Source organism: Shouchella oshimensis, from assembly GCF_004375095.1.
Lineage (GTDB): Bacteria > Bacillota > Bacilli > Bacillales > Bacillaceae_D > Shouchella > Shouchella oshimensis.
Genome location: NZ_SNUX01000002.1, coordinates 728,027 through 748,338, shown reverse-complemented (window position 1 = coordinate 748,338; position 20,312 = coordinate 728,027). Strand labels below are relative to the sequence as shown.

Annotated in this window: 22 protein-coding genes and 1 riboswitch; of the genes, 7 read left to right on the top strand and 15 right to left on the bottom strand. The window is 40.0% G+C overall.

The genetic code is table 11. The features are described from left to right. Positions 1–24: 24 nt before the first annotated feature. The 3 genes from E2L03_RS09705 to E2L03_RS09695 all read right to left on the bottom strand — a co-directional run bounded on the left by E2L03_RS09705 (position 25) and on the right by E2L03_RS09695 (position 2,282). The gene (locus E2L03_RS09705; protein WP_055736697.1) at positions 25–513 is read right to left on the bottom strand and encodes a DinB family protein; all 489 of its coding nucleotides are present in this window, start codon (positions 511–513) and stop codon (positions 25–27) included. Between the two features lie 65 nt (positions 514–578). Further along, positions 579–1,523: a helix-turn-helix transcriptional regulator gene (locus E2L03_RS09700; RefSeq protein ID WP_134259083.1), complete on the bottom strand. Its 945-nt coding sequence runs from the start codon at positions 1,521–1,523 to the stop codon at positions 579–581. A gap of 138 nt (positions 1,524–1,661) precedes the next feature. Continuing rightward, a complete protein-coding gene (locus tag E2L03_RS09695; RefSeq protein WP_038477233.1) occupies positions 1,662–2,282 on the bottom strand; it encodes a DJ-1/PfpI family protein in 621 nt (206 codons plus the stop codon). Positions 2,283–2,504: 222 nt separating this feature from the next. Here E2L03_RS09695 and E2L03_RS09690 point away from each other — a divergent pair, with 222 nt between their 5' ends. Continuing rightward, positions 2,505–3,263, top strand: coding sequence for a methyltransferase domain-containing protein (locus tag E2L03_RS09690; protein ID WP_134259082.1), 759 nt, complete (start codon positions 2,505–2,507; stop codon positions 3,261–3,263). 109 nt (positions 3,264–3,372) lie between these two features. On the opposite strand, the gene E2L03_RS09685 is transcribed toward E2L03_RS09690, so the two are convergent. From E2L03_RS09685 to E2L03_RS09655, 7 genes are all read right to left on the bottom strand, one after another. Next, positions 3,373–4,590 (bottom strand): MFS transporter, encoded by a 1,218-nt coding sequence (locus E2L03_RS09685; RefSeq protein ID WP_134259081.1) that lies wholly within the window; start codon positions 4,588–4,590, stop codon positions 3,373–3,375. Positions 4,591–4,679: 89 nt separating this feature from the next. Further along, entirely contained in the window at positions 4,680–5,585 is a 906-nt protein-coding gene (locus tag E2L03_RS09680) for an aminoglycoside 6-adenylyltransferase (RefSeq protein WP_124741453.1), read from the bottom strand. A gap of 13 nt (positions 5,586–5,598) precedes the next feature. Beyond that, positions 5,599–6,078 (bottom strand): GNAT family N-acetyltransferase, encoded by a 480-nt coding sequence (locus E2L03_RS09675; RefSeq protein WP_124741452.1) that lies wholly within the window; start codon positions 6,076–6,078, stop codon positions 5,599–5,601. Between the two features lie 53 nt (positions 6,079–6,131). Next, positions 6,132–7,190: a tetraprenyl-beta-curcumene synthase family protein gene (locus tag E2L03_RS09670; RefSeq protein ID WP_134259080.1), complete on the bottom strand. Its 1,059-nt coding sequence runs from the start codon at positions 7,188–7,190 to the stop codon at positions 6,132–6,134. A gap of 102 nt (positions 7,191–7,292) precedes the next feature. Beyond that, positions 7,293–7,499, bottom strand: a complete 207-nt coding sequence (locus E2L03_RS09665; RefSeq protein WP_038477219.1) for a hypothetical protein — start codon at positions 7,497–7,499, stop codon at positions 7,293–7,295. Positions 7,500–7,576: 77 nt separating this feature from the next. After that, on the bottom strand, positions 7,577–8,374 hold the full coding sequence (locus E2L03_RS09660; protein WP_038477216.1) for an SDR family oxidoreductase: 798 nt from the start codon (positions 8,372–8,374) through the stop codon (positions 7,577–7,579). Positions 8,375–8,393: 19 nt separating this feature from the next. Continuing rightward, positions 8,394–8,963 (bottom strand): hypothetical protein, encoded by a 570-nt coding sequence (locus tag E2L03_RS09655; protein ID WP_134259079.1) that lies wholly within the window; start codon positions 8,961–8,963, stop codon positions 8,394–8,396. Between the two features lie 116 nt (positions 8,964–9,079). On the opposite strand from E2L03_RS09655, the gene E2L03_RS09650 reads away from it, so the two are divergent. The 5 genes from E2L03_RS09650 to E2L03_RS09635 all read left to right on the top strand — a co-directional run bounded on the left by E2L03_RS09650 (position 9,080) and on the right by E2L03_RS09635 (position 11,508). Continuing rightward, positions 9,080–9,787 (top strand): tubby C-terminal domain-like protein, encoded by a 708-nt coding sequence (locus E2L03_RS09650; protein ID WP_134259078.1) that lies wholly within the window; start codon positions 9,080–9,082, stop codon positions 9,785–9,787. A 13-nt stretch (positions 9,788–9,800) separates the two neighbouring features. Then, on the top strand, positions 9,801–10,265 hold the full coding sequence (locus tag E2L03_RS09645) for an HIT family protein (protein ID WP_124741447.1): 465 nt from the start codon (positions 9,801–9,803) through the stop codon (positions 10,263–10,265). A gap of 14 nt (positions 10,266–10,279) precedes the next feature. Next, positions 10,280–10,420 carry a hypothetical protein gene (locus tag E2L03_RS20745; protein ID WP_241741812.1) on the top strand — a complete coding sequence of 47 codons (141 nt, stop codon included), beginning with the start codon at positions 10,280–10,282 and terminating at the stop codon, positions 10,418–10,420. Then, positions 10,390–10,893, top strand: a complete 504-nt coding sequence (locus E2L03_RS09640; protein ID WP_241741813.1) for a class I SAM-dependent methyltransferase — start codon at positions 10,390–10,392, stop codon at positions 10,891–10,893. The genes E2L03_RS20745 and E2L03_RS09640 overlap by 31 nt, the downstream gene beginning before the upstream one ends. A 108-nt stretch (positions 10,894–11,001) precedes the next feature. Then, positions 11,002–11,508, top strand: coding sequence for a cupin domain-containing protein (locus E2L03_RS09635; RefSeq protein WP_134259077.1), 507 nt, complete (start codon positions 11,002–11,004; stop codon positions 11,506–11,508). Between the two features lie 16 nt (positions 11,509–11,524). Here the strand turns inward: E2L03_RS09635 and E2L03_RS09630 are convergent, their stop codons facing one another. Continuing rightward, on the bottom strand, positions 11,525–12,790 hold the full coding sequence (locus tag E2L03_RS09630) for an acetylornithine deacetylase (protein ID WP_134259076.1): 1,266 nt from the start codon (positions 12,788–12,790) through the stop codon (positions 11,525–11,527). 63 nt (positions 12,791–12,853) lie between these two features. Next, a riboswitch (TPP riboswitch) is annotated at positions 12,854–12,956 on the bottom strand. 300 nt (positions 12,957–13,256) lie between these two features. Here E2L03_RS09630 and E2L03_RS09625 point away from each other — a divergent pair. Then, positions 13,257–14,621, top strand: a complete 1,365-nt coding sequence (locus tag E2L03_RS09625) for an FAD-dependent oxidoreductase (protein ID WP_134259075.1) — start codon at positions 13,257–13,259, stop codon at positions 14,619–14,621. 203 nt (positions 14,622–14,824) lie between these two features. On the opposite strand, the gene E2L03_RS09620 is transcribed toward E2L03_RS09625, so the two are convergent. The 4 genes from E2L03_RS09620 to E2L03_RS09605 form a co-directional block, all read right to left on the bottom strand. After that, positions 14,825–16,750, bottom strand: a complete 1,926-nt coding sequence (locus tag E2L03_RS09620) for an endonuclease MutS2 (protein ID WP_134259074.1) — start codon at positions 16,748–16,750, stop codon at positions 14,825–14,827. 364 nt (positions 16,751–17,114) lie between these two features. Then, complete coding sequence (locus tag E2L03_RS09615; RefSeq protein ID WP_134259073.1) at positions 17,115–17,804, bottom strand: response regulator transcription factor; 690 nt, start codon at positions 17,802–17,804, stop codon at positions 17,115–17,117. Positions 17,805–17,946: 142 nt separating this feature from the next. Next, positions 17,947–19,065 carry a sensor histidine kinase gene (locus E2L03_RS09610; RefSeq protein WP_055736681.1) on the bottom strand — a complete coding sequence of 373 codons (1,119 nt, stop codon included), beginning with the start codon at positions 19,063–19,065 and terminating at the stop codon, positions 17,947–17,949. A 131-nt stretch (positions 19,066–19,196) separates the two neighbouring features. Next, complete coding sequence (locus tag E2L03_RS09605; protein ID WP_134259072.1) at positions 19,197–20,057, bottom strand: D-alanyl-D-alanine carboxypeptidase family protein; 861 nt, start codon at positions 20,055–20,057, stop codon at positions 19,197–19,199. Between the last annotated feature and the right edge of the window lie 255 nt (positions 20,058–20,312).

Below are 20,312 nucleotides of genomic sequence, written 5' to 3'. Positions count from 1 at the left end.
GGGGTTCATTGCTTTTTTCCATCGTCACACATATAGGTCAAACATCGTTACCTCATAGCCTTTTTGCTTTAAATAAGTAAAAAGTTGCCCACGATGGTGAAAGACGTGAGTCACTACTTCCATTAACCACTGAATTTGTGTCGTTCCTTTTTCAAGATAAAAGGCTGTCGTTGTTTTTGTCAGAAAGTCTTCATCTTCTAACTGAAATACATACGTCTTATAGGCTTCTAACCCTTTATACATTTCATCAATCATTGCTTGCCTAGTAGGAAGCGAATCGTATTTCTGTTCTATTTGTTGAATCTGCTCCTGAGTTTGTTCCTGCATAATACATAAATCGACTTCGGGAATGGCTATTAAATGGCGCATCAACTCTTCCAATGTGCGCATCTGTTCAGTTGGGCGATACGAATAGTCTTCCTCTCTTACTTTGTGTATTAATCCCTCAATCGACCGAATTCCAACCTCTAACTCGTGAAATGCGGTTTCTTTCATTTGGCTAACAGCATTCATTCTTATCAATCTCCTTTCGTAACTTTCTTTTAGTTTAGCTCATAATAGTGACAATGAGTGTCACGTTACACATAGTTTGTCCACATGGCTTGCATTTTTTCTTTTATCCTATCAATCGCTACTTGTGGTTCTTTAATAACGGCTTCAGAGCCAAGTGTCCAGATTACTTGAATAAAATAAGGAAGCTCCTGTTCCGGAACAGATGCTTCAATCCAACCGTTTCCATCTTCTTCTACTTTTACAAATCGTTCTACGTCAACAATTGATTGGGCTTTTCTTACCCCTTTTCGCGACAATTTCACTAAAAAATGGAATGACTCTTCACCTGTTTCTTCAGCTTCCAGTAGCCATTCTTGAACTGTCTGAAACGGGAGATCAACAGGTTCTGTCCTCGTCCTCTCGACCTGTTTAATACGATCTGCTCGAAATAAACGGATCGCGTTTCTTGTAAAACAGTATGACGGACAATACCAAAACCCATGAGAACTGTAAAGCCCAATCGGCTGGATCATTCTTTCCACCAGCCCATCTTCTTTTTCATAGGTAATTGTAATTGGTGTGCGCTCCACTGCCGCTTCTAATAACACGTCTAAATAACGCGCCTGTTTATGACGAGGAGGACTCCAAAACGCAATACGACCATTCATTTTTTTAATCCTCTTTCGAGCTTCATGAGAGAAATGCTGATACAGTTTTTCCAGCGCATAGTCGGTTTCCGTTTTGAATGGCAGAGTAGGAACAAATTCCAACGATTGAAAAGAAAAATAGAGCGCAATTGCTTCTGTTTCTTTTAAAAACAACGGCGGAAGCATTTTTTCAGCGATAACATAATAGCCACCTCCATGACCAACCTCGGAATATAAAGGTAGCCCTAACCCGCTTAGTTCATCTAAATCTCTAAGAATAGTCCGATAGGACACATTAAATTCCTGAGCAAGCTCACGCGCTGTAAACTTATGTCGTTTATTTATGTAAAACAGTAATTCAATTAATCTTGTTGTCTTTGACATGCTTTCACCCTTTTTCAAGTAATGTCTACTTGCATGTATCATACTTCGTGCTAGGATAAGAAACAATTATTTCTCATATGCCAAGGAAGCAAACCGATGTTGTGGTTAAAGTAAAACAGGTAGTGAATTTCCCCTTAGCTACTCCAACTCTAAGATCTGTATAGTTCTGTCTCGCATTTCTTTCCCATACAGTCTTTCGACTAAAGAAAGGGTCATCGAGATTCCCGCTGTGATGCCAGCTGATGTAACGACGGAACCAGTGTCAATGTAGCGCCTGCCTGTAACAACGTTTACCTTCTCGAACGTTCTTCCAAATAAAGATAAAGCGGATTGATTTGTAGTAGCATCTTTACCGTCCAGTAGTCCCGCTTTACCTAGAAAAAACGATCCTGTACAGACAGAAGCAATCAGTGCATGGGGTTGAGCCCCTATCCATCCAATAATCTGTTGATCTTCCATTACATTTTTCATTGCTTTTATAGGACCACCTGGAACGAGTAGGACGTCAAAAGCAGGGCAGTTTTTAAATGAATAATCAGGTATCACTTTTAACCCATTATGGGCCGTAATAGACTCCCCTTCTTTTGATACTGTAAATACTTGAAAGGGCTTGTCCTTTAACGCTAATTGATTCATAAAAAGCTTTCTTACATCGCCTTCTGAAAAGACACTCATCGTAAATACTTCGTACGGTCCAGCAAAATCGAGTGCATCCACATAATCAAATAAAAGTATGGCAACTTGATACGTTCGCTTCATATACTCACCTCTTAGATCAATATACCTCATAGGGGTATATTGCACAAGTGATTTTATTCAGATTATTCTTGACAATGTGGTTCCCAACTTAACATACTTACTTTATTGGAGGCGATATTATCTACCCTTACTCTCATCCAACCTAACAACTTTATGGACTCATTCGCGGACCTCCCTCTATTCAGTTAAAACGTTTAGTTAACGGAATGGAGGAAAAGAGAAATGGAAAAATCATTATTTACTACCTATTTACAAGAACAAGAAGAAGCTTTTAGTGGTTGGGATTTTTCCCGTTTAACTTCATTAAATCGCTTTAATAGTAGCTTATTACCATGGTCATATGGAGGACTAGCGTATGCCGCCATGCAACAAGCAAACGCCGTCCTCGATATGGGGACTGGTGGTGGAGAATTTTTTTCTAGACTTCATCCTTATCCACCTATTGCTTACGCAACAGAAGGCTACGCGCCTAATCTAATGATCGCTCGTCAACGCTTAAGTCCCCTTGGCGTTACGGTTGTTTTTTCTCAAACCGATGAGAACATTCCCATACCATCTTCTTATTATGACCTCATTTTAAATCAACATGATTCGTTCTCTGTTAACGAACTAGAACGATTGTTGCAATCTGGCGGAACGTTTTTAACTCAACAAGTCGGTGGAAAAGACTGTTCTGACTTAAATAAAGCTCTGGGAGCCAAGGTAGATCCTTTGTATTCAAAATGGGATTTAGACCATGCACTAGCAGCTTTCTCTAATAAGCCGTTTCACATTCAAAAAGCACTAGAAAAGATCGGTGTGCAGCGATTTTATGATATCGGAGCAGTGATTTACTATTTAAAAGCCATTCCTTGGCAAATTCCTGACTTTTCTGTTGAGAAATATAAACATCCACTTCAGCAGATGCATGAGCATATTCAGCATAAAGGCTATATTGATTTTATTCAGCATCGATTTCTGATTGAAGCGCGATTGCTGTAATGTAAGCGAAAATCTTGTCAATTTCATACATTAGCTTTTCTTATTGCCCCGGAAATAATGACAGATATTGCGATAATAAGAGGAAAGAAAGCTAAAAAGACCTTGAGGACTATACACGACTCAAGGTCTTTTTTTGTTTTATACCATATAGAACCCAAGCAGCCGCTAACACTGCCATAAGAATACTCGCAACATAGAACACCATACTTAAATCAAACCAGAAAAGAATTAAAAACGATAACAGCGGCCCTAGTGCAGCCCCTAGATCAACCATAACGGTGTGAACAGTCATCATCTTGACAGAGTCTGTTTTTGAAGCGGCTCCCGCAGCAAGTGTGTCCGTAACGGTAACAAACATAGTGGATGCAAACTGGAAGATAAAAATAACAATGAGCAGAGGAACAATCATGTCAAGAAAACCTAAAAACCAAAACGTGACAATGCTAATGAATAAAGGGACAAGTATGAGGGTTTGTTTATTAGTTGAGCGATCAACCATACGGCCAAACAGCGGAGCAATAAAGGGTTCCCACGCCCAGCGAAATGCCTGTATTGCGCCTGCTAATCCAAGAACGCCAATGGTTAGACCCAAAATCGACCATTGCTCATCATAGCTTCGACCAATTAGTGTGCTTAAAGAAGACGCAAAGATACCTAAAACGATAAAACCCATTGTGGCACTTGTTGCGATAACTAAACGAATGTAAGGAGTGAGGAATGTTAAATCAAGGTTTTTATACTTGTCAGCTGCGTCCTGAGCCGCCTCATTTCCTTCTATTTTCGGGATCAGCATATAAATAAATGGGAGAAGTAAAAACGAGCCGAGGGCAAAAATCGTCGTAACAGCCGTTATCGAAAAAATATCTACAAAGACGCCACCTGCCAACATCCCTGTTAAACCACCTAATCCCCAAAGACCATTGTAGAGACCCATTAAATTGCCCCGGTTCGTATCTTGAGACAATGAAACAACTGTCAATAATCCGCCAAGACGGATAAAGGACCATGCAACGCCCCATAAAATGCGCATGATAACTAAAACAATAAACCCGCTTGAAAAGCCGTAAAACAGCGTACTAATTCCTGCTAGACTTACAGCTACTACCATACCAACCCGCACATCAAATTTTTTATAAAAAAGTCCGATAAGAGGTGTAATGGGCAAGCGAACAAATCGATTAATGGATAAAAGTACACCTACTTGCCATACCGCTGTTAAACCAAATTCCTCCCAATTTAGCGGTAACACAATAAACAACATCGCGTCCCCTAATACGGCTACTGCTGTAATAAGCGCGATTGCCACAACTCTAGACTTTGAACTCATCCCCTATAAACCATCTCCTCACCCTCTTATATGTACACAAGTGTAACGCTCTTTTGAAAACAGAACAATCAAAAATTTAATTCTTTTTACTATTCTTGTTCACTAGCCGTTCTTTTAAAAATCTCCGTCGCCTCTTTTGACAACGACTGAACTTGGCGTATATATAGAAGCATATGCTTTTCTTCTTCTTCGTTATACGGATAGGTTAATTGGCTAGCTACATCTCTCGCTAACGTACTAAATAAATCACATGCGATAAAAAGAGAGCGCCAGAAATCTTCATAGGAAGGACCACTATACGTGTGTTTGTATTGTTCCCATAATGTTTCAGGTAAGAAACACTTAAAATATTTACCCATTTTTCCTGTTGCCACTGGCGCGTTTTGATTTTGTTGAATCCACCAAGAGGTCATATGATTCAACGGCACTCTCACCACACCATCAAACATTTCTTTTGCATAAGGTAGCTCATCTCGCCAAATCCCTTTCACAACATTTTGTAGACACCACCAAAACTCGTTACAGCTAGTTAAAAACTCCGCTTCCGTTGGCTTTTTCACCCGATAATTTCTATCGGAAGCTGGTGGGATATCAGGCAAAATCCCCCTTTTATCTAATAACGCTATCGTTAATGAATCGTTTTCGTATTCATCTCTCATTGACGCAATCGTCTCAACATGTAAATCAATTCGGTTTCCATCGGCAAGCAACATCAAGTACGTGTAAGAGCGGTCAGCATTCACGTTTTTCCCTAGAGCTTCATCGTGTTGAGCTGGCTCTTGCATAAGTAAACGCTTACCAAATTGATCCAACCACTCACGCTCTTCCACAAATGGTGCCGTATTCTCTACAACATAAACAATGTCGTAATCTTGAAAAAGGTCTTTCGGTGCGTTCCTGTTTACTCTAGATCCATTCATATACACAGCTAAAATACGTTCATCTTCACTGGCGATTGAAAGAATAAGATTCATCATTTCCTTTTCTGATCGCATCGTTACTTCCTCCTTAAGCAAGTGGCTTCATTAACTCAATTTCATCCCGTATAGGAATACCATTTTCTGCAATAGACGGAATTTCAGGCTTAAGCAAACGTGCTTTCTTTACGGCTTCTTTATGAAGCTTATGTAGTACATAGCCTCTTTTTTGATAAAATGAAAGAGCATGTACATTATCATTTGTTGTCACAAGATGGATCGCTTTTATGTTCTTTTCTTTGGCATCATTCTCGAAGGTTTCCAATAAAGAAGTCCCTACGCCAACACCTTCCTTTACACTATCCAACGACATTAGTTCCAGTTGTCCGTTGTGATACGCAAACGTGAGTAATCCAATAATGTTTCCAGTTTCATCTAGTGCAACAAAGCCATCCAGTTCACTACAATCATAAACACCGCTAGCAACGACCATTAGCGAAGAACCCCATTGTTGCCTAAAAAACGCTTCAACGTCTGTTCGATTGTCTTGATTAATTTCTCTGATCACCATCTTGTTACCTCCTTGAAAAAGGCACCTCGTCAATTTCCGAGATGCCTTCATTGTTAAATCGCGCGCTTAAACATCCAGCGATTTTGGAAGAAAAACGCCGCTGACTTTCCACCTAGCTTAATAATTTCCTTTGCATCTTTTTTCAGTTCAGGATTATTCGCTACTTTGCCATCAGATAAATAAAGTGCGTACAAGCCTTTCTTCAAAAGCATATGAAATTTCTCGTCAGGCAAGCCTTTTAATTTCAAGTTCGCTTGTTCATCTAGAAAGCGAAACCGCTCCATCATATCTTCCTTTGACTCATAGTATGCAGCAAAATTCATTTCATTTTCTAAGCGATCTTCCTCTTGATCAATAAAATAATCAAGCATAATGTGTAAGCCTTGGACCCACGGAAAATAAGCTTCTTTTATATGCTTCGACTCTTCTTTTGTTCGCTCAGAGGCAGCAGCATAGGCTGCAAGTGTATAAAGTGCGAGGGTTGATGCCGCACCACAAGCGAACTCATACCAACGCATCCCTGGAACAAGGTGCTGATTTTCTTCATAAAACGCTTTTAACAACGGTTCACGCTTCTCTTCTTCCACATGTTTGTACACTTGGAAATCAATATAATAACGCGCAACTTCCTTCATGTCATCTTTCATCACGTCAAAACCAGGGAATTGCTGCACCGCTTCACGGCAACGGGTCACCAGCTTTTGTAAATAGCCGTCATCATGAAAGCCTGGTCGATATTGATAGTAATCACTAAACTCTTTTTCAGGCTCTAATGTATCTAATAGTGCATTGTGAATGGAACGAAAATCATCCGGGTTCGTGCTGTCATTTTTGTCGCAAAGCGTATCTAAAAAATCACAAATCGACTGATACCCTACCATAAATTGAATATAGCGATCTTTATTTGCGCCAGACAGAAGACCGATAATACTGCCTCCTTCAGCGTGAAACGTTTTATCGCTAACAGTCCATGCTGCTTGTTCACGGATCGATTCGTCTTGTATCTTCATGGCTTCACTTTTCCAGTGACGTAGCTCTTCATGGGCTTGGGGAATGGTTTCCTTCTTAGCACGCGACACTACTTTAATTGCATTTGTTGGGACTGATTGCATACAAACTCCTCCAGCTTCATACCTTCCAATTTCTTTTTATTGTAGCATTTAATGCTTTAAAAACTAAACAAAATCCCCTTTTTTACTCAAAGGGGAAAAGGTCTACTCATTTTGGCTTTGAAATAAATCCGTTAGTATAGTAATAAGACCAACAATAAAGAAGATGATACTCGCATAATAAGCAATCATCGCTCCTGTAAATAAGGTGGGATCGTGTATGTCCATTGCCAACGCAATTTGAGTAAGACCGAATAATACAATGCCTACTATAAACAAACAGCGACCATACCAGACAACTTTATCGTTCATGTACGTGCCTCTTTTCCTATTTTTAATCCATTATAATCGATTAGAAGCGCAACCATTCTAAATTTTTTGTAACATTTTCATCCTCTACGAAAGCCGCCTTCTGAATTAATAATTTGACCGGTAATCCAGTTGGCTTCATCTGTTAATAACCAAGCAATAAGTCGTGCTGGATCATCATTTTCACCCATGCGCCCAAATGGAAATTTAGGCTTCAAGGCCTGCCAAAGTTCGTCCGTCATATAACCTGTATCAACAGGGCCTGGGTTGACAGTGTTCACTGTAATGTTGTAGTCGGCTAATTCATCTGCAATGGTCTCAGTTATCCCGGCAATGGCACCTTTTGCAGATCCGTACGCAATTTCGCCGCGCAGGGGACCTAGCTCTTGTCCAGACGTCATAAAGATCACTTTTCCCCGCCCCGTCTCCGGTTTAAACTGCTTTGTAAAATGCTGGGCAAGCAACAAGCTAGATTGGGTGTTGACCACGTAATGACGAGAAAGGGATTCACTATTTATCGCCATTAAAGAACCATCACTCCCACTCATGGCATGATTACATACGAGTGCATCAACATGTACATGCTCGATGTTCTCGAAAAGTTGTGCAGGGGCACTCGCTTCCTCAAAATTTGCTGAAAACTCCGTTAGCGTTGCACCTTCTGTCAGCTGTTCTTTTATGCCACCTAAAACAGCTTCTAATGAATCAGCTCCCCAGTCTTGCTCTTTGTCGTGAATACGGTAATGCTGGATAACAATGGATGCACCGTAAGCAGCACATTGCCTAGCAATGGCATATCCGATCCCTTTTCTACGACTAACCCCTGTTATCAACACGGTTTTATTCTGCAATGGCAACGTTTCTCGCTTAAATGGCATTCGATTGTTCTCCTTTTGTTCAAGCTTTTACGATCCACTCAAAAGTTGTCAGCGGTGTTTTTTTGCTCCATTCTTTTTCCTCTACTACAATCGTTACTTCTTCTTGTATCGCAGGGCTAACAACAAACCGATAGCCTTGCATCGCATCCCCACCATTTCCCTCTGTCATTTGGGCTCTGTATGGCTTTGACCCTTTTACGTTGATTGTAAAAACCCTCAGTGGCTCATGAAGATTGACCTTCTCTGGACGACAGACCATTTGCAGGAGTAACACTGTTGCATTTTGATAGATTTGCAACGCTGGTATGCTATAAAGGATGTCGTCCTCTTCATGTAACAACGATTGAGGAATGGTGTTTACATAGCCCTTAGGTTGAATTATTGGCCTATATTCTTCCTCGTTAGCGGCGACATGAAAAATACTCGCAATCATTTCCTTTTCAAGTTGATAGGTTTGTGCCCATTCTTCCATTTGATCCATAGGCGGACAGCCTGGATTATTGTTTGTCATCACCTTACGTTTGTGTAGCAAAGCACAAATCTCTTCATCTATCTCTTTGACTCGTTTATTATCATATTCATCATGCATTCCATCATCCCTCCTACTTTAGTATAACATTCACTATTCGTAATGTTATCATTTACCTGTCTTTTTTATGTATACTGGTAAGAAGCATTCCTCAGCTTAGGAGGGCGTCATCTATTATGAATATTCTTTACGCATTTTTCCTTGTAGGTGTAGTCGCTATTCCCATTCGCTTCGCTTTCACTGGGAAGCTTGAGTGGATCCAAGTTTTCGCCACAGGATTCTTTCTGTTTGTTGCCTTCCTATTAACCTTGTTTCTTCGGTGGCAAGGCAGAAAAGATCAAGACTATGTCCCACATCATCATAGAGCTGTCTTTTCTGTTCGATTGTTTGATCGCGTATCAACGAATAAAAAGCCACTTTTCTTTCAAGGCGAAAAAATTGGTTATGTTGAACGATCCTACAAAAAGAAATGGCACCGTCTCCTCGAATCACTTGCTCGTGGACAAGGTAGTCACCACCTCCAACTTCATTTTTCATTTGAAAACGGCACGTATCTGTCTTTCCAACAACATGATAAACGAAAAGAATGGGATATCTACAAAAATGATATCAAGGAAGGAATTGCTCAGCTTGACTCAGCTCTATCTGCTTTGAGGAATGGACAGAGTTGTATGTTTGTTCAACTAAATGACAGCACATTTAAATTGACGACTGAGCTTATTGGTCAAGAATTGCGCATCACCTGTGACGATTTTCTAATCGGTACCGGTCAACATGTTAATCGATATCTGTATGAACTGTGCCTCTCTTCAAAAGGAGATAAAGAAGAACACTACTTCTTGTTAGCCGTTTATGTTGCCTTTCAATTTATTCATCATAAATAAAGGAGATGACACAATGGATCATTGGAAACAAAATCGTATTAAAGCAGCACAACAGCAGCAAAATCCGATGGTGATGGCACGAATGCGCACTGGCTTTGCGGTTATAGGTGACACGCAGTTCCTCCCCGGTTATTGCGTACTGTTACCAGATGAAGAATACCCCTCTCTTGAAGCGTTGCCGTATCAAAAAAGAAGCGATTATCTACTAGACATGAGCTTAATTGGCGATGCTATTCTTCATGTATGTAAGCCCATTCGAGTAAATTATTCAATCTATGGCAATACAGATGCCTTTTTACATGCTCATATTTTCCCAAGATACAGCTGGGAGCCTGAAGAGCGCATTCCTTATCCAGTTTGGCAATACCCAAAACAGAACTGGACGGATGAGAACGAACAGTTCCAAGAAAACAAACACGGTGGTTTACGAGCAGAACTAACGAAGCATTTACATATTTTGATGAAAGACGCTTATTAATAAGGAGCCATGATATGAACACACAACAACAATTAAAAGAAGCCTACAACAAACAGGCGAAACACCGAGATTCTGTTATAACAGATGATTGGAAAACAAATGAAAGAGAAGGTTTCTACGAGTATTGCAATGTGAAAAGAAGACAAGCTTACTAGAGATCGGTGCAGGTCCTGGACATGATAGTTTGTATTTTCATCAACATGGTTTCCATACATTTAGTACGGACTTGTCCCCTGAAATGATTGCCATTTGTAAAAGCAAAGATCTTGAGGCAGCAGAAATGAGCTTTTATCAACTCCAGTTTCCTGATGAACAGTTTGATGCTCTCTATGCATTCAATTGCCTGTTACACGTTCCGAAAGCAGAATTAGGTGAGGTGTTAAGTGAATTAAAGAGGGTGATAAAACCAAATGGTCTGTTTTATTTAGGTGTGTATGGTGGGAGAACATTTGAAGGAATATGGAAAGAGGATGTTTATGAGCCTAAACGCTTTTTCTCATTTTATGAACATGAGCCTCTCCAGTCTCTTTTATCTGCCTTTTTTTCCATCGAATCGTTCAACGTAATTCCAAGTAACGTCATTGGTGGAGACTTGGCCTTTCAGTCAATTGTTTTACGAAAGGAATAACCTTTACGTCCTTCTTTTGCTCCCTTCTAACAATTGATTGAACTTTGTAACGTTTGCCTTCTTATAGAAGTGGTATAGAGTAAGAAATGCAAATTGGAGGGCATTGTTATGCGCGATATAAGCGAGATCACTTTACAGCAACATTTTTTTCCCGATGATGGTCGTATTCCTAACCACCCCCATTATCCTTTTGTTCGTTATCCAGCGGTTTTTGACAAAACGGATGCTATTGAAGAAGTGCTTGAACGGAATCATTGGAGGAATACGTGGCGAGGCAGTGTCTTTGATTACCACCATTATCATAGCAATGCCCACGAGGTCCTTGTAGTAGCAGAAGGAGACGCAATGTTACACATAGGAGGGGCATCAGGTGAGGAGCTTCATGTAGCTATTGGCGATGTACTACTCTTACCTGCTGGAACCGGTCATAAGTTTATTCGGGGTAGTCATTCATTCACAGTTGTTGGGGCCTATCCTAACGGGACTGCCTATAATCTTTGTACAGGTGATCCAATAGAGAAAGATAAACATATTCAACAAATTGCAGCCGTCCCTAAACCAAGTCACGATCCTATATTTGGAGAGAACGGTCCTTTACTGACATTATGGACATAAAAAAGTAGCAAATCCGCTACTTTTTTTGTGTGTTACACCAACGTACCATAAAGGATAAAAGGGATTTCGTGTACATAATCAGTTCGTCTATGTCAATTTTTTCATTTACTGCATGGGCGTTGGCTAATGTTCCCGGTCCGTATAAGATCGTTGGTATACCATAAGCCGCCAACCACCCGCCATCTGTCACAGTCGGTGACATATCGACCTTTGGTTGCTCTTTAAAGACCGCTTCATGCGCTTCTGAAACGACTGAAAACCCTGGATGCTTTTCATCAACAGAGAACGCTGGAAACACTTCTCCTCGATCAACAATCATTGACTCTCCACCCCAATCAAATTGTGGTAAATGATCACGTAACCAAACATCTCCTTTTGCTACCGCTAGAAGATGTGTTTCAATTTCTTTTGTTACCTCTTCAATCGACTCATTTGGATAAAAATGAACCGTAATCCATAAACGGCATTCATCCGCAATAAATGCAGGGTGCCTTCCTCCTTCAATCACCGCAGGATTAATGGTGTTTGTTCCTGACGGAAATCCAGGATACGATTTTGTAATTGCCCAATGTCGCTCTAACTCTTGTAAAGCTGTAATCAGCTTTGCCATTTTTTCAATGGCACTCGCCCCATTTACACCACCCCCAGCATGAATAAGCTGGCGCCTTGTCCCGTCGTGATGCGTAGTTGGGCTTTTAATCGTAATCCACCCAGTTATGACACCACCCTGACCTTGAATCGAACAGTGACTCGTATCAGCTACGATGGCATAATCTGCTTTATACCCCCGTTCACAGCATTGCTTTGTCCCTGCTTCCCCTACTTCTTCTCCGATAACGGACTGTAAAATAACGTCCCCTTTTAATTCAATGCCATGGTCATAAGCTAGCTTTAACGCAAACAAACAGGCAGCAAGTCCGCCTTTCATATCTGCAGCACCACGACCATAAATCGACCGATCTTTTACTTCTGCAGTAAAAGGGGAGGTATCCCATTCTTCATCTTCTTCGACAGCAGCCACGTCAACATGTCCATTTAAGATTAAACTTTGAAAGGCCTCCCTGTCTGTTCCTTTTAACGTCCCGACAACATTCGGATCACCTTCATACACATCCCACTGATCAATCGACATCCCCATTTCTTTTAAATAATTGGCAATATACGTTTGAATGGCTACTGTATTTCGTGCTGGTGGTGCTGGTGTTTGAAATGAAATTAACGCTTTCACTAGTTCAATAAGCTCGTCCTCGCGCATGTCCACTTGATCCATTAGTTCGTTCATTTTTCTCAGCCTCCTTAAATAAAAAAACACTCCTTAATGAAAAGAAGTGTTGAACAGAACATACCTATTGCTCAACCACTTCCCTCCGCTAGCATCATCTAGATCAGGTTTATAAGGGTTAAGACTTCATCGTCTCTCTCAGCATGACGCACCCCTAGTGGTAGGTGTATGTAGTTCGTTTGCGGTATTCTCTTCCCTAGTGTACCAAAACAACAACTCTTTTCACATCTATTTAACCCTCGCATCGAACTTACAGGCTATAACTCATTCCGCTAAATAATTTCAAACTTTCACTTGCTCACCATTTCACAATATGTTATTCTTACATTGTAAGCAGCTGAAATGAACTTCACTTTTCTTTGCTCACTTATTCACAAAGTTAAACTGTTGGTGAGAATGGTTTCTCTCCTTCCTGTATAAAAACGATTGTTCAGTATTTCACAATATATTTTAGGAGGCTATTTCTATGAAAATTATTGTTATTGGTTGTACACATGCCGGGACACAAACCGTTAAAAATTTGCTCCGTCTTCATCCTGATGCAGACATTACAGTCTACGAACGAAACAACAACGTTTCCTTTCTTTCCTGTGGGATTGCACTAAATGTTGGCGGTGTTGTAAAGAATGCAGAAGACCTATTCTATTCGTCTCCAGAAGAGTTAGAAGCCCTTGGTGCAACGATGCACGTTCATCACAACGTTTTGTCGATTAATCGACAGGCAAAAACCATTGTTGTTGAAAACCTTGAAACAAATGAAACGAAGCAAGATCATTATGACAAACTAGTTTATACTACTGGGTCAACGCCGATTGTCCCACCTATTTCAGGAATTGGGTTAAAACATATTCAGCTTTGCAAAAACTATGCACAAGCACAAGACATTATTAAGAAAGCGGCTCATGCTACTAACATTGCTGTAATCGGTGCTGGTTATATTGGTGTGGAGCTAGTTGAAGCCTTTGAAGCATATGGCAAGCATGTCACATTTATCGAGGGTTCTGATCGCGTTTTAAACAAGTATTTGGATCGTGAATTTACAGACGAAGTTGAACAAACGTTAACGAATCACGGTATTCAATTGGCACTTAATGAGAAAGTAGAATCATTCGTTGGCGATGATGACGGTTATGTAAAGTCTGTTCAAACAAGCAAGGCTACCCATGATGTTGACCTAGTTATTCTCTGTGTTGGCTTTCGACCTCAAACGGAATTAGTAAAAGACGAACTAGATACATTATCCAATGGGGCACTACTTGTAAATGACTATATGCAAACGAGTGACCCTTCGATCTTTGCGGCTGGGGACAATTGCTCAGTATTTCACAATGCTGCACAGCACCATGCCTATATACCACTTGCAACGAACGCAACTAAAATGGGCACACTTGTTGCTTACAATATTGTGCAACCCACCATTCGTTATCGTGGTACACAAGGAACATCTGGTTTAAAGCTTTATGACCTTCATATGGCATCAACCGGTCTTACAGAAGATGCAGCGGCAACGTACGGTTTAGATGTTCGCTCTACAACACTTATTGATCATGAGCGACCAACCTTTATGCCAACTGCAACAGAAGTCAGGCTTAAGCTCGTGTATGAAAACGAGACAATGCGTCTAATTGGCGGTCAGATTATGAGTAAAAGTGACCAGACTCAACTCATGAATACCTTATCTGTCTGCATCCAGCAAGAAATGACTGTAGAAGACCTAGCATTTAGCGATTTCTTCTTCCAGCCACATTATAATAAGCCTGTTAATCTTCTTAACACCGTTGCGTTAAAAACGTTGGCTGAACGAGATCAGGTTCACCTACAAACTCAATAAAAAACGAAGCAAAAAGACGAATGTTCTCTATGATTAGCACCCTATCAAGTAGACTTTAACAAGAATTCATTGAAGGGAGCCCATCACTAAGACATTCGTCTTTCGTTTTTTACACTTCATTCTATTTTCTAATAGAGTTTTGGCTACATCTACCTTTCGAATCACACCCCATAGATAACGTAGAACGTCCTATAAGGCTCACTTTATTCCTCCTCTAACCATATACCATCTAAATGCTTGCGACTCTGATCATTTTTCACTTTCCGATAGGTTTTGCTTTTAAAGATAATATCGAAGTCATAGTCTGCAGGGTACAGCTCTTCCGCTGAAATATGCAACGTTAAGCGCTTATGGTTAATGATTCGCTTGTCGTCCTTCACTTGCACGATATAGTTTCCTTTTTCATCAGGGCCTTTATAAACGATTGCCGTTTCATTCGTTGCTTGAATCGTTACATTGTCCCCTTGTTGGAATGCTTCCACATCAGAAGAGAGGGTTTTCTTTTGTTTGTTTGCGTGACGATTGAAAATAACTTGTTTACGAAACGCATCGCTTTGAAGGGCCTCAGCAGAAAAACGATCTTGATAGGAACGCTTCTGTCCATATGAGAGTTGATGTGCTTCCTCAACGATACTTGGATGTAAGCCTAATTTAAGTGCGATTTCAAAAGCCTGACTCTTCCCACTTTCACCGATTAATAATCGATACGTTGGTTGTAAGCTTTCTACATCAAATTCCATTGAGCCGTTAATGAAGCCATCTGTATCATCGGCAAAAGTTTTCATTTCGCTATAGTGGGTCGTAGCGAAAAGTGTTGAACCCTTTTTATATAACTGGTTTAGAATCGTAATGGCTAAACCCATTCCTTCATTTGGATCAGTACCAGAACCAAGTTCGTCAAGCAAGACAAGAGATCGATCATTGGCTTCTCGTAATATCTCTATAATGGAAACCATTCTTGAACTAAATGTGCTTAAATTATCCTCAATACTTTGCCCATCACCAATATCCACAAAAATGGATTGGAAAATACCGATCTGACTACCTTTTTCTGCAGGAATCAGCAGCCCTGCCTGAGCCATTGCAGTCAATAACCCAACGGTTTTCAACGTGACGGTTTTCCCACCTGTATTCGGTCCAGTTATTACTAACGCTCGATCAACTGCTCCACCAAAGGTTAACGTCAACGGCACTGCTTTCTGTCCTAAGGCTGGGTGTCTAGCACGTACGAGCTTAATGGTTCGATCGTTGGATAAAGAAGGTTTTATTCCTTCTATTTCCCGACAATATTTTGCTTTAGCGAACAACACATCATACTCATGCATGACATCCATTGCAATTGAAATGGTCTGTTCTTGTGCTAGTAACGCTTCTGTTAGTTCAAATAGGATTCGTTCTACTTCTGCCTCTTCTGCATACGTGTACATACTTACTTCTTCTTGGATATCACTCACTTCAGCCGGTTCAATAAACAAAGTTGAACCAGAAGCGGATGTGTCCAGAACTGTACCGTTTACTTTATTACGGTATTCTTTTTTTATTGAAAGAACGTATCGCCCTTGGCGTGTGGAGACCATCTTATCTTGCAAGAAGCTTTTGTATTTTCCTCCACTCGCAAGATGCTCTACTTTCGTTTTTAATCGTTCTAAAGCCACTTTCTTTTGACGACGAAGGTAACTCAATTCTTTTGACGCATACTCATCTACTTGACCATTACGAATGGCAGAAGTAAGTTGTTCCTCTACTGATGATAGATCATCAATCGAAAACGCATAGCTACTAATTAGTGGTGCAATCTCTTGTTTATCATTCATAAACCGCTTTAACTTGCTACAGTGTTCTAAAAACGATATCACTCTTGTAAATTGGTCCGCACGAATAAACAATCCTTTCTTTGCTTGCATAATCATTTGGGCAATATCATCCACAACGTGAATAGGAACACTGCCGCTGCGTGTTAGAATACGCATAGCCTCTTCAATTTCAGTCATCTTATGCGTCATTTGACTTTGATTTACTAAGGGCGTCATCCGAAGAATTGTTTCACGCGCCCGATCCATACGGGTTTGTTCAGCAATGTCTTTAAGGACATCGTAAAATCCTATCGCTTCTAAAGTTTGTTGTTTCATTTAGGCTTCCTCCTTTTATTGCTGTATAAGGAACCATGTGAACGATTATTCAAGAGACAACAAAGAGACCGCTCTGAACAATCGTTCACAGCGGCCTCTTAGAAAAGTACCTAACTATTGTAGGTAGACTTCAAGTAGGACAACTCTTACTAGTAAACGTGTTCTTAACTCCTTGAAATGCCATGACAAAATAAGCGTCACCAGTACGCTGAAAAATCGCATTTCAAGCTATCCAATTCATGGATTAGTTAAGAACCACCAGATACATAAAAGTTGTCTCCTTTATACGTGCAATTATTTACTACACACCTACTATAGGTCTTTTCTCATGTGGAAGTCAAGGGACTTCTTTTTTTATTGAGCCTTAAACAGATTCAATTTTGTAGCCGACTCCCCAGACGGTTTGAATGACTTTATACCCTAACGCTTTTTCAAGCTTGTCTCGCAAGTTGCTTATATGCACCATCACAGTGTTATTTGAATCATAGTACTTTTCCTTCCAAACGCTTTGAAAAATAGTCTCTGAGTCAAACACTTGTCCCGCTTGACTAGCAAGGAGATATAATATATCAAATTCTTTAGAGGTTAATTTCAGTTCATTTCCATGCACTCTAGCTTGATATTTCTTTTTATCAATGGTTAAATTGCCTAACTCAAGGATGCCACCTTCTTTTGGAGCGCCGTGATAGTAGTACGCTCTTCGTACTAACGCCTTCACACGAACAACGAGCTCAAGAATGTTAAAAGGTTTAATAACATAATCATCAGCACCTGTCATAATTCCTGTAATTTTATCCATATCTTCTGATTTAGCACTAATCATCAGGATAGGCAGACTATGGCTGCGCCTGACGGTTTGGCAAAATTCCAATCCATTCATTTCAGGCATCATCACATCTAATACGATTAAATCAACAGGATGCTGTTCCAGTTGTTTCATTGCTTCCACACCATTGCTAGCCATAATTGTGTTGAAGCCTTCATTTTTCAGAGAATAGTTAATGAGGTTTGCTATGTCTTGGTCGTCATCTACAATTAAAATTTGTTTAGACAATGCGGCTCACATCCTTTTTTACGAGTTGATGGATATCGTCTACAAGCACTCCATACGATTCGACAGACTCGGTCGTTCGTAAGGGTTCATATATTTTTGTCCTCTCCATATAGGAGGTGTTCCTTCGTCTATGAGAGAATCTTTACGCTTCCTTATCCATAATAGGCAAGGTGATGAAAAATGCCGTTCCTTCTGAATTACTCGTTACATCAATTTCACCTTCATGTAGCTCAACAATGTTTTTTGCAATGGCTAACCCTAATCCAGAACCTCCAGTATCTTTTGAACGAGATTGGTCCACACGGTAAAACCTTTCAAAAATAAATGGGATCTCAGACTGAGCAATAGGTTCCCCGTAATTTCGAATTTCCATTTCTGTTTCTTTCTCTCTTTGGTGAAGAGTAATATCAATAAACGGTGCATCCGCTCCATACTTGATTGCATTACCGATAATGTTTTCAAATACCCGAGAGAGCTTTTCTCCATCCACATATTGCTTCACTTCTTGATCCGGAAGATTCATCCTAAAGCTCAATTTCGCTTCTGCCATTTGTAGATGAAAATGGGAAGCGATTTGCTTGATCACTTCTTTCAGGTCGATGTAGTCTTTATTTAACAGTAACTTAGGGTTTTTCGTCCGAATGTATTCAAATAAGTCGTTAACCATTGTGTTCATTTGCTTCGCTTTATCATAAGCGATGTCTGTAAAATAGCGTAAGGTAACTTCATCCTTATATTGATCTCTCTCGATTAAATCGAGGTAGCCCATGATAGAAGTAAGAGGTGTTCGTAAGTCATGGGATACATTTGTAATCAATTCTGTTTTTGATTGCTCAGCAATTCTTTCTTCATGTACAGTGGTTTCTAACCTTTCTATTAATTGGTTCACTTGCCTAGCTAATTGACCTAATTCATGATTTTCTTTTACCTCGATCCGTTGAGAAAGCTCGCCACTTGCCATCTGACCAAGATCCTTTTCAATCTTCACGAAATAATGTATGTACCTGTGTCCAATGACCACTATAGATAAGACAATTCCAAGAAAGAATAATACATTTATTAAATTGAATAATTCATAGATATAAAAGTTCAGTGTTGCGTTAAAAGCCGCTGCAAATCGATCAAACACATTCACATAATAATGTAAGTTCGACACCTGGTACGTAAAGTAAAGTCCAGCAATAGCCACGCTTGTAATAAACCCACTTATAAATAACAACATTACCATCTTAAAAAGTAAAGCCACATACCGACTATCCAACGCCATTGCCTCCCTTTAACCCATTTGTTCCTTATCCGAAACACTCTATCGTTTTACACTCGATCCCGACGCTCTGGTATTCTCTTTATCATACCATCTAACAACCGACGCCATACCACTTTCTAAATGGGTTATTCTCTGTCAAGAGAAGCTTCTAAAGGAGGACGATACGGCTCACCAAAAGCAAACGATAAGAGCTTTTTTGTTTCTACAAATCGTGCCTGATCGTTTTCGGTTCCTAATACAACGGTTATAAACCGTTGCCCATTTCTGCTTGCCGTTCCAACAAAGCAATATCCCGCTTCATTTGTATAGCCTGTCTTAAAGCCATCCAGCCCATCAAAAGCAAGGTCTGATTTGGTTAACATATGATTGGTTGTATGAACCCGTTCACCTGAAAATAACAGGGTATGAGAAGACTTGGCTGTATCTTGCAGAACCTCAGGAAATCGAGTAATGATCAACTGCGCCAACACAGCAATATCACGGGCACTCATTTGATTGCTTTGTGAATTTGACTCTGTTAGTCCTGTTGCGTTAACAAACGTAGATTTGGTTAACCCCATTTCTTCCGCCTTTTCATTCATCTTTTTCACGAACTCTTTTTCACTATCGGCTAAATGTTCGGCTAACGCAACCGTTGCATTATTCGCAGAGGGGAGTAGCATCGCCATATATAAATCATGAATGGGAACAACATCTCCTTCTGATAAAGAAATGTTTGCTCCTTCTTTTGAAGCTGCCTCACCACTTATTTGAACAGGGTCACTCCAATCAATAATACCCTGTTCGATTGATTCTAATATGAGATACTCTGTCATCATTTTTGATATACTTGCAACAGGCACAGCCTCATCAATACCTGAGTCGATTACTAATTTATCCTCATTTACATCTAGTAACAATGTTTTTTCAGCTGTTGAAAAGAAAAAGGAATACGTTAGTAACACTAAGCTAATAGGAATTCCAATTGCCAGCCATTTTTTTCTCATCTTCGTCAACTCCTTCAAAAAGAAGTCTACCCACTAAACGATAAGAAGATAAAAAGAAAACCTTAAGAATCATAAAGAATGGTTTTAGGAAGAGTGTCTACACTCCTACAAATAAAAAAAGAACGTAACATGAACGTTCTAGGTTTAAAACATGACAGAATGGGTATAGTACCACATACTTACTCTTTATAAAGCTTGCTCTCCCCCCTGAGCAAGCTTTTTTTATTTGTAAGAAGACCGGCCTTTCTCTTTAAA

Bases quoted from the DNA above. Each gene is read 5' to 3' on its own strand.
- E2L03_RS09690 (WP_134259082.1), top strand. From the start codon at position 2,505: ATGGAAAAATCATTATTTACTACCTATTTACAAGAACAAGAAGAAGCT.
- E2L03_RS09655 (WP_134259079.1), bottom strand. From the start codon at position 8,963: ATGCATGATGAATATGATAATAAACGAGTCAAAGAGATAGATGAAGAG.
- E2L03_RS09675 (WP_124741452.1), bottom strand. From the start codon at position 6,078: ATGGTGATCAGAGAAATTAATCAAGACAATCGAACAGACGTTGAAGCG.
- E2L03_RS09620 (WP_134259074.1), bottom strand. From the start codon at position 16,750: ATGAAACAACAAACTTTAGAAGCGATAGGATTTTACGATGTCCTTAAA.
- E2L03_RS20745 (WP_241741812.1), top strand. From the start codon at position 10,280: ATGAACACACAACAACAATTAAAAGAAGCCTACAACAAACAGGCGAAA.
- E2L03_RS09605 (WP_134259072.1), bottom strand. From the start codon at position 20,057: ATGAGAAAAAAATGGCTGGCAATTGGAATTCCTATTAGCTTAGTGTTA.
- E2L03_RS09645 (WP_124741447.1), top strand. From the start codon at position 9,801: ATGGATCATTGGAAACAAAATCGTATTAAAGCAGCACAACAGCAGCAA.
- E2L03_RS09705 (WP_055736697.1), bottom strand. From the start codon at position 513: ATGAATGCTGTTAGCCAAATGAAAGAAACCGCATTTCACGAGTTAGAG.
- E2L03_RS09660 (WP_038477216.1), bottom strand. From the start codon at position 8,374: ATGCCATTTAAGCGAGAAACGTTGCCATTGCAGAATAAAACCGTGTTG.
- E2L03_RS09625 (WP_134259075.1), top strand. From the start codon at position 13,257: ATGAAAATTATTGTTATTGGTTGTACACATGCCGGGACACAAACCGTT.
- E2L03_RS09665 (WP_038477219.1), bottom strand. From the start codon at position 7,499: ATGAACGATAAAGTTGTCTGGTATGGTCGCTGTTTGTTTATAGTAGGC.
- E2L03_RS09630 (WP_134259076.1), bottom strand. From the start codon at position 12,790: ATGAACGAACTAATGGATCAAGTGGACATGCGCGAGGACGAGCTTATT.
- E2L03_RS09635 (WP_134259077.1), top strand. From the start codon at position 11,002: ATGCGCGATATAAGCGAGATCACTTTACAGCAACATTTTTTTCCCGAT.
- E2L03_RS09700 (WP_134259083.1), bottom strand. From the start codon at position 1,523: ATGTCAAAGACAACAAGATTAATTGAATTACTGTTTTACATAAATAAA.
- E2L03_RS09680 (WP_124741453.1), bottom strand. From the start codon at position 5,585: ATGCGATCAGAAAAGGAAATGATGAATCTTATTCTTTCAATCGCCAGT.
- E2L03_RS09650 (WP_134259078.1), top strand. From the start codon at position 9,080: ATGAATATTCTTTACGCATTTTTCCTTGTAGGTGTAGTCGCTATTCCC.
- E2L03_RS09695 (WP_038477233.1), bottom strand. From the start codon at position 2,282: ATGAAGCGAACGTATCAAGTTGCCATACTTTTATTTGATTATGTGGAT.
- E2L03_RS09670 (WP_134259080.1), bottom strand. From the start codon at position 7,190: ATGCAATCAGTCCCAACAAATGCAATTAAAGTAGTGTCGCGTGCTAAG.
- E2L03_RS09685 (WP_134259081.1), bottom strand. From the start codon at position 4,590: ATGAGTTCAAAGTCTAGAGTTGTGGCAATCGCGCTTATTACAGCAGTA.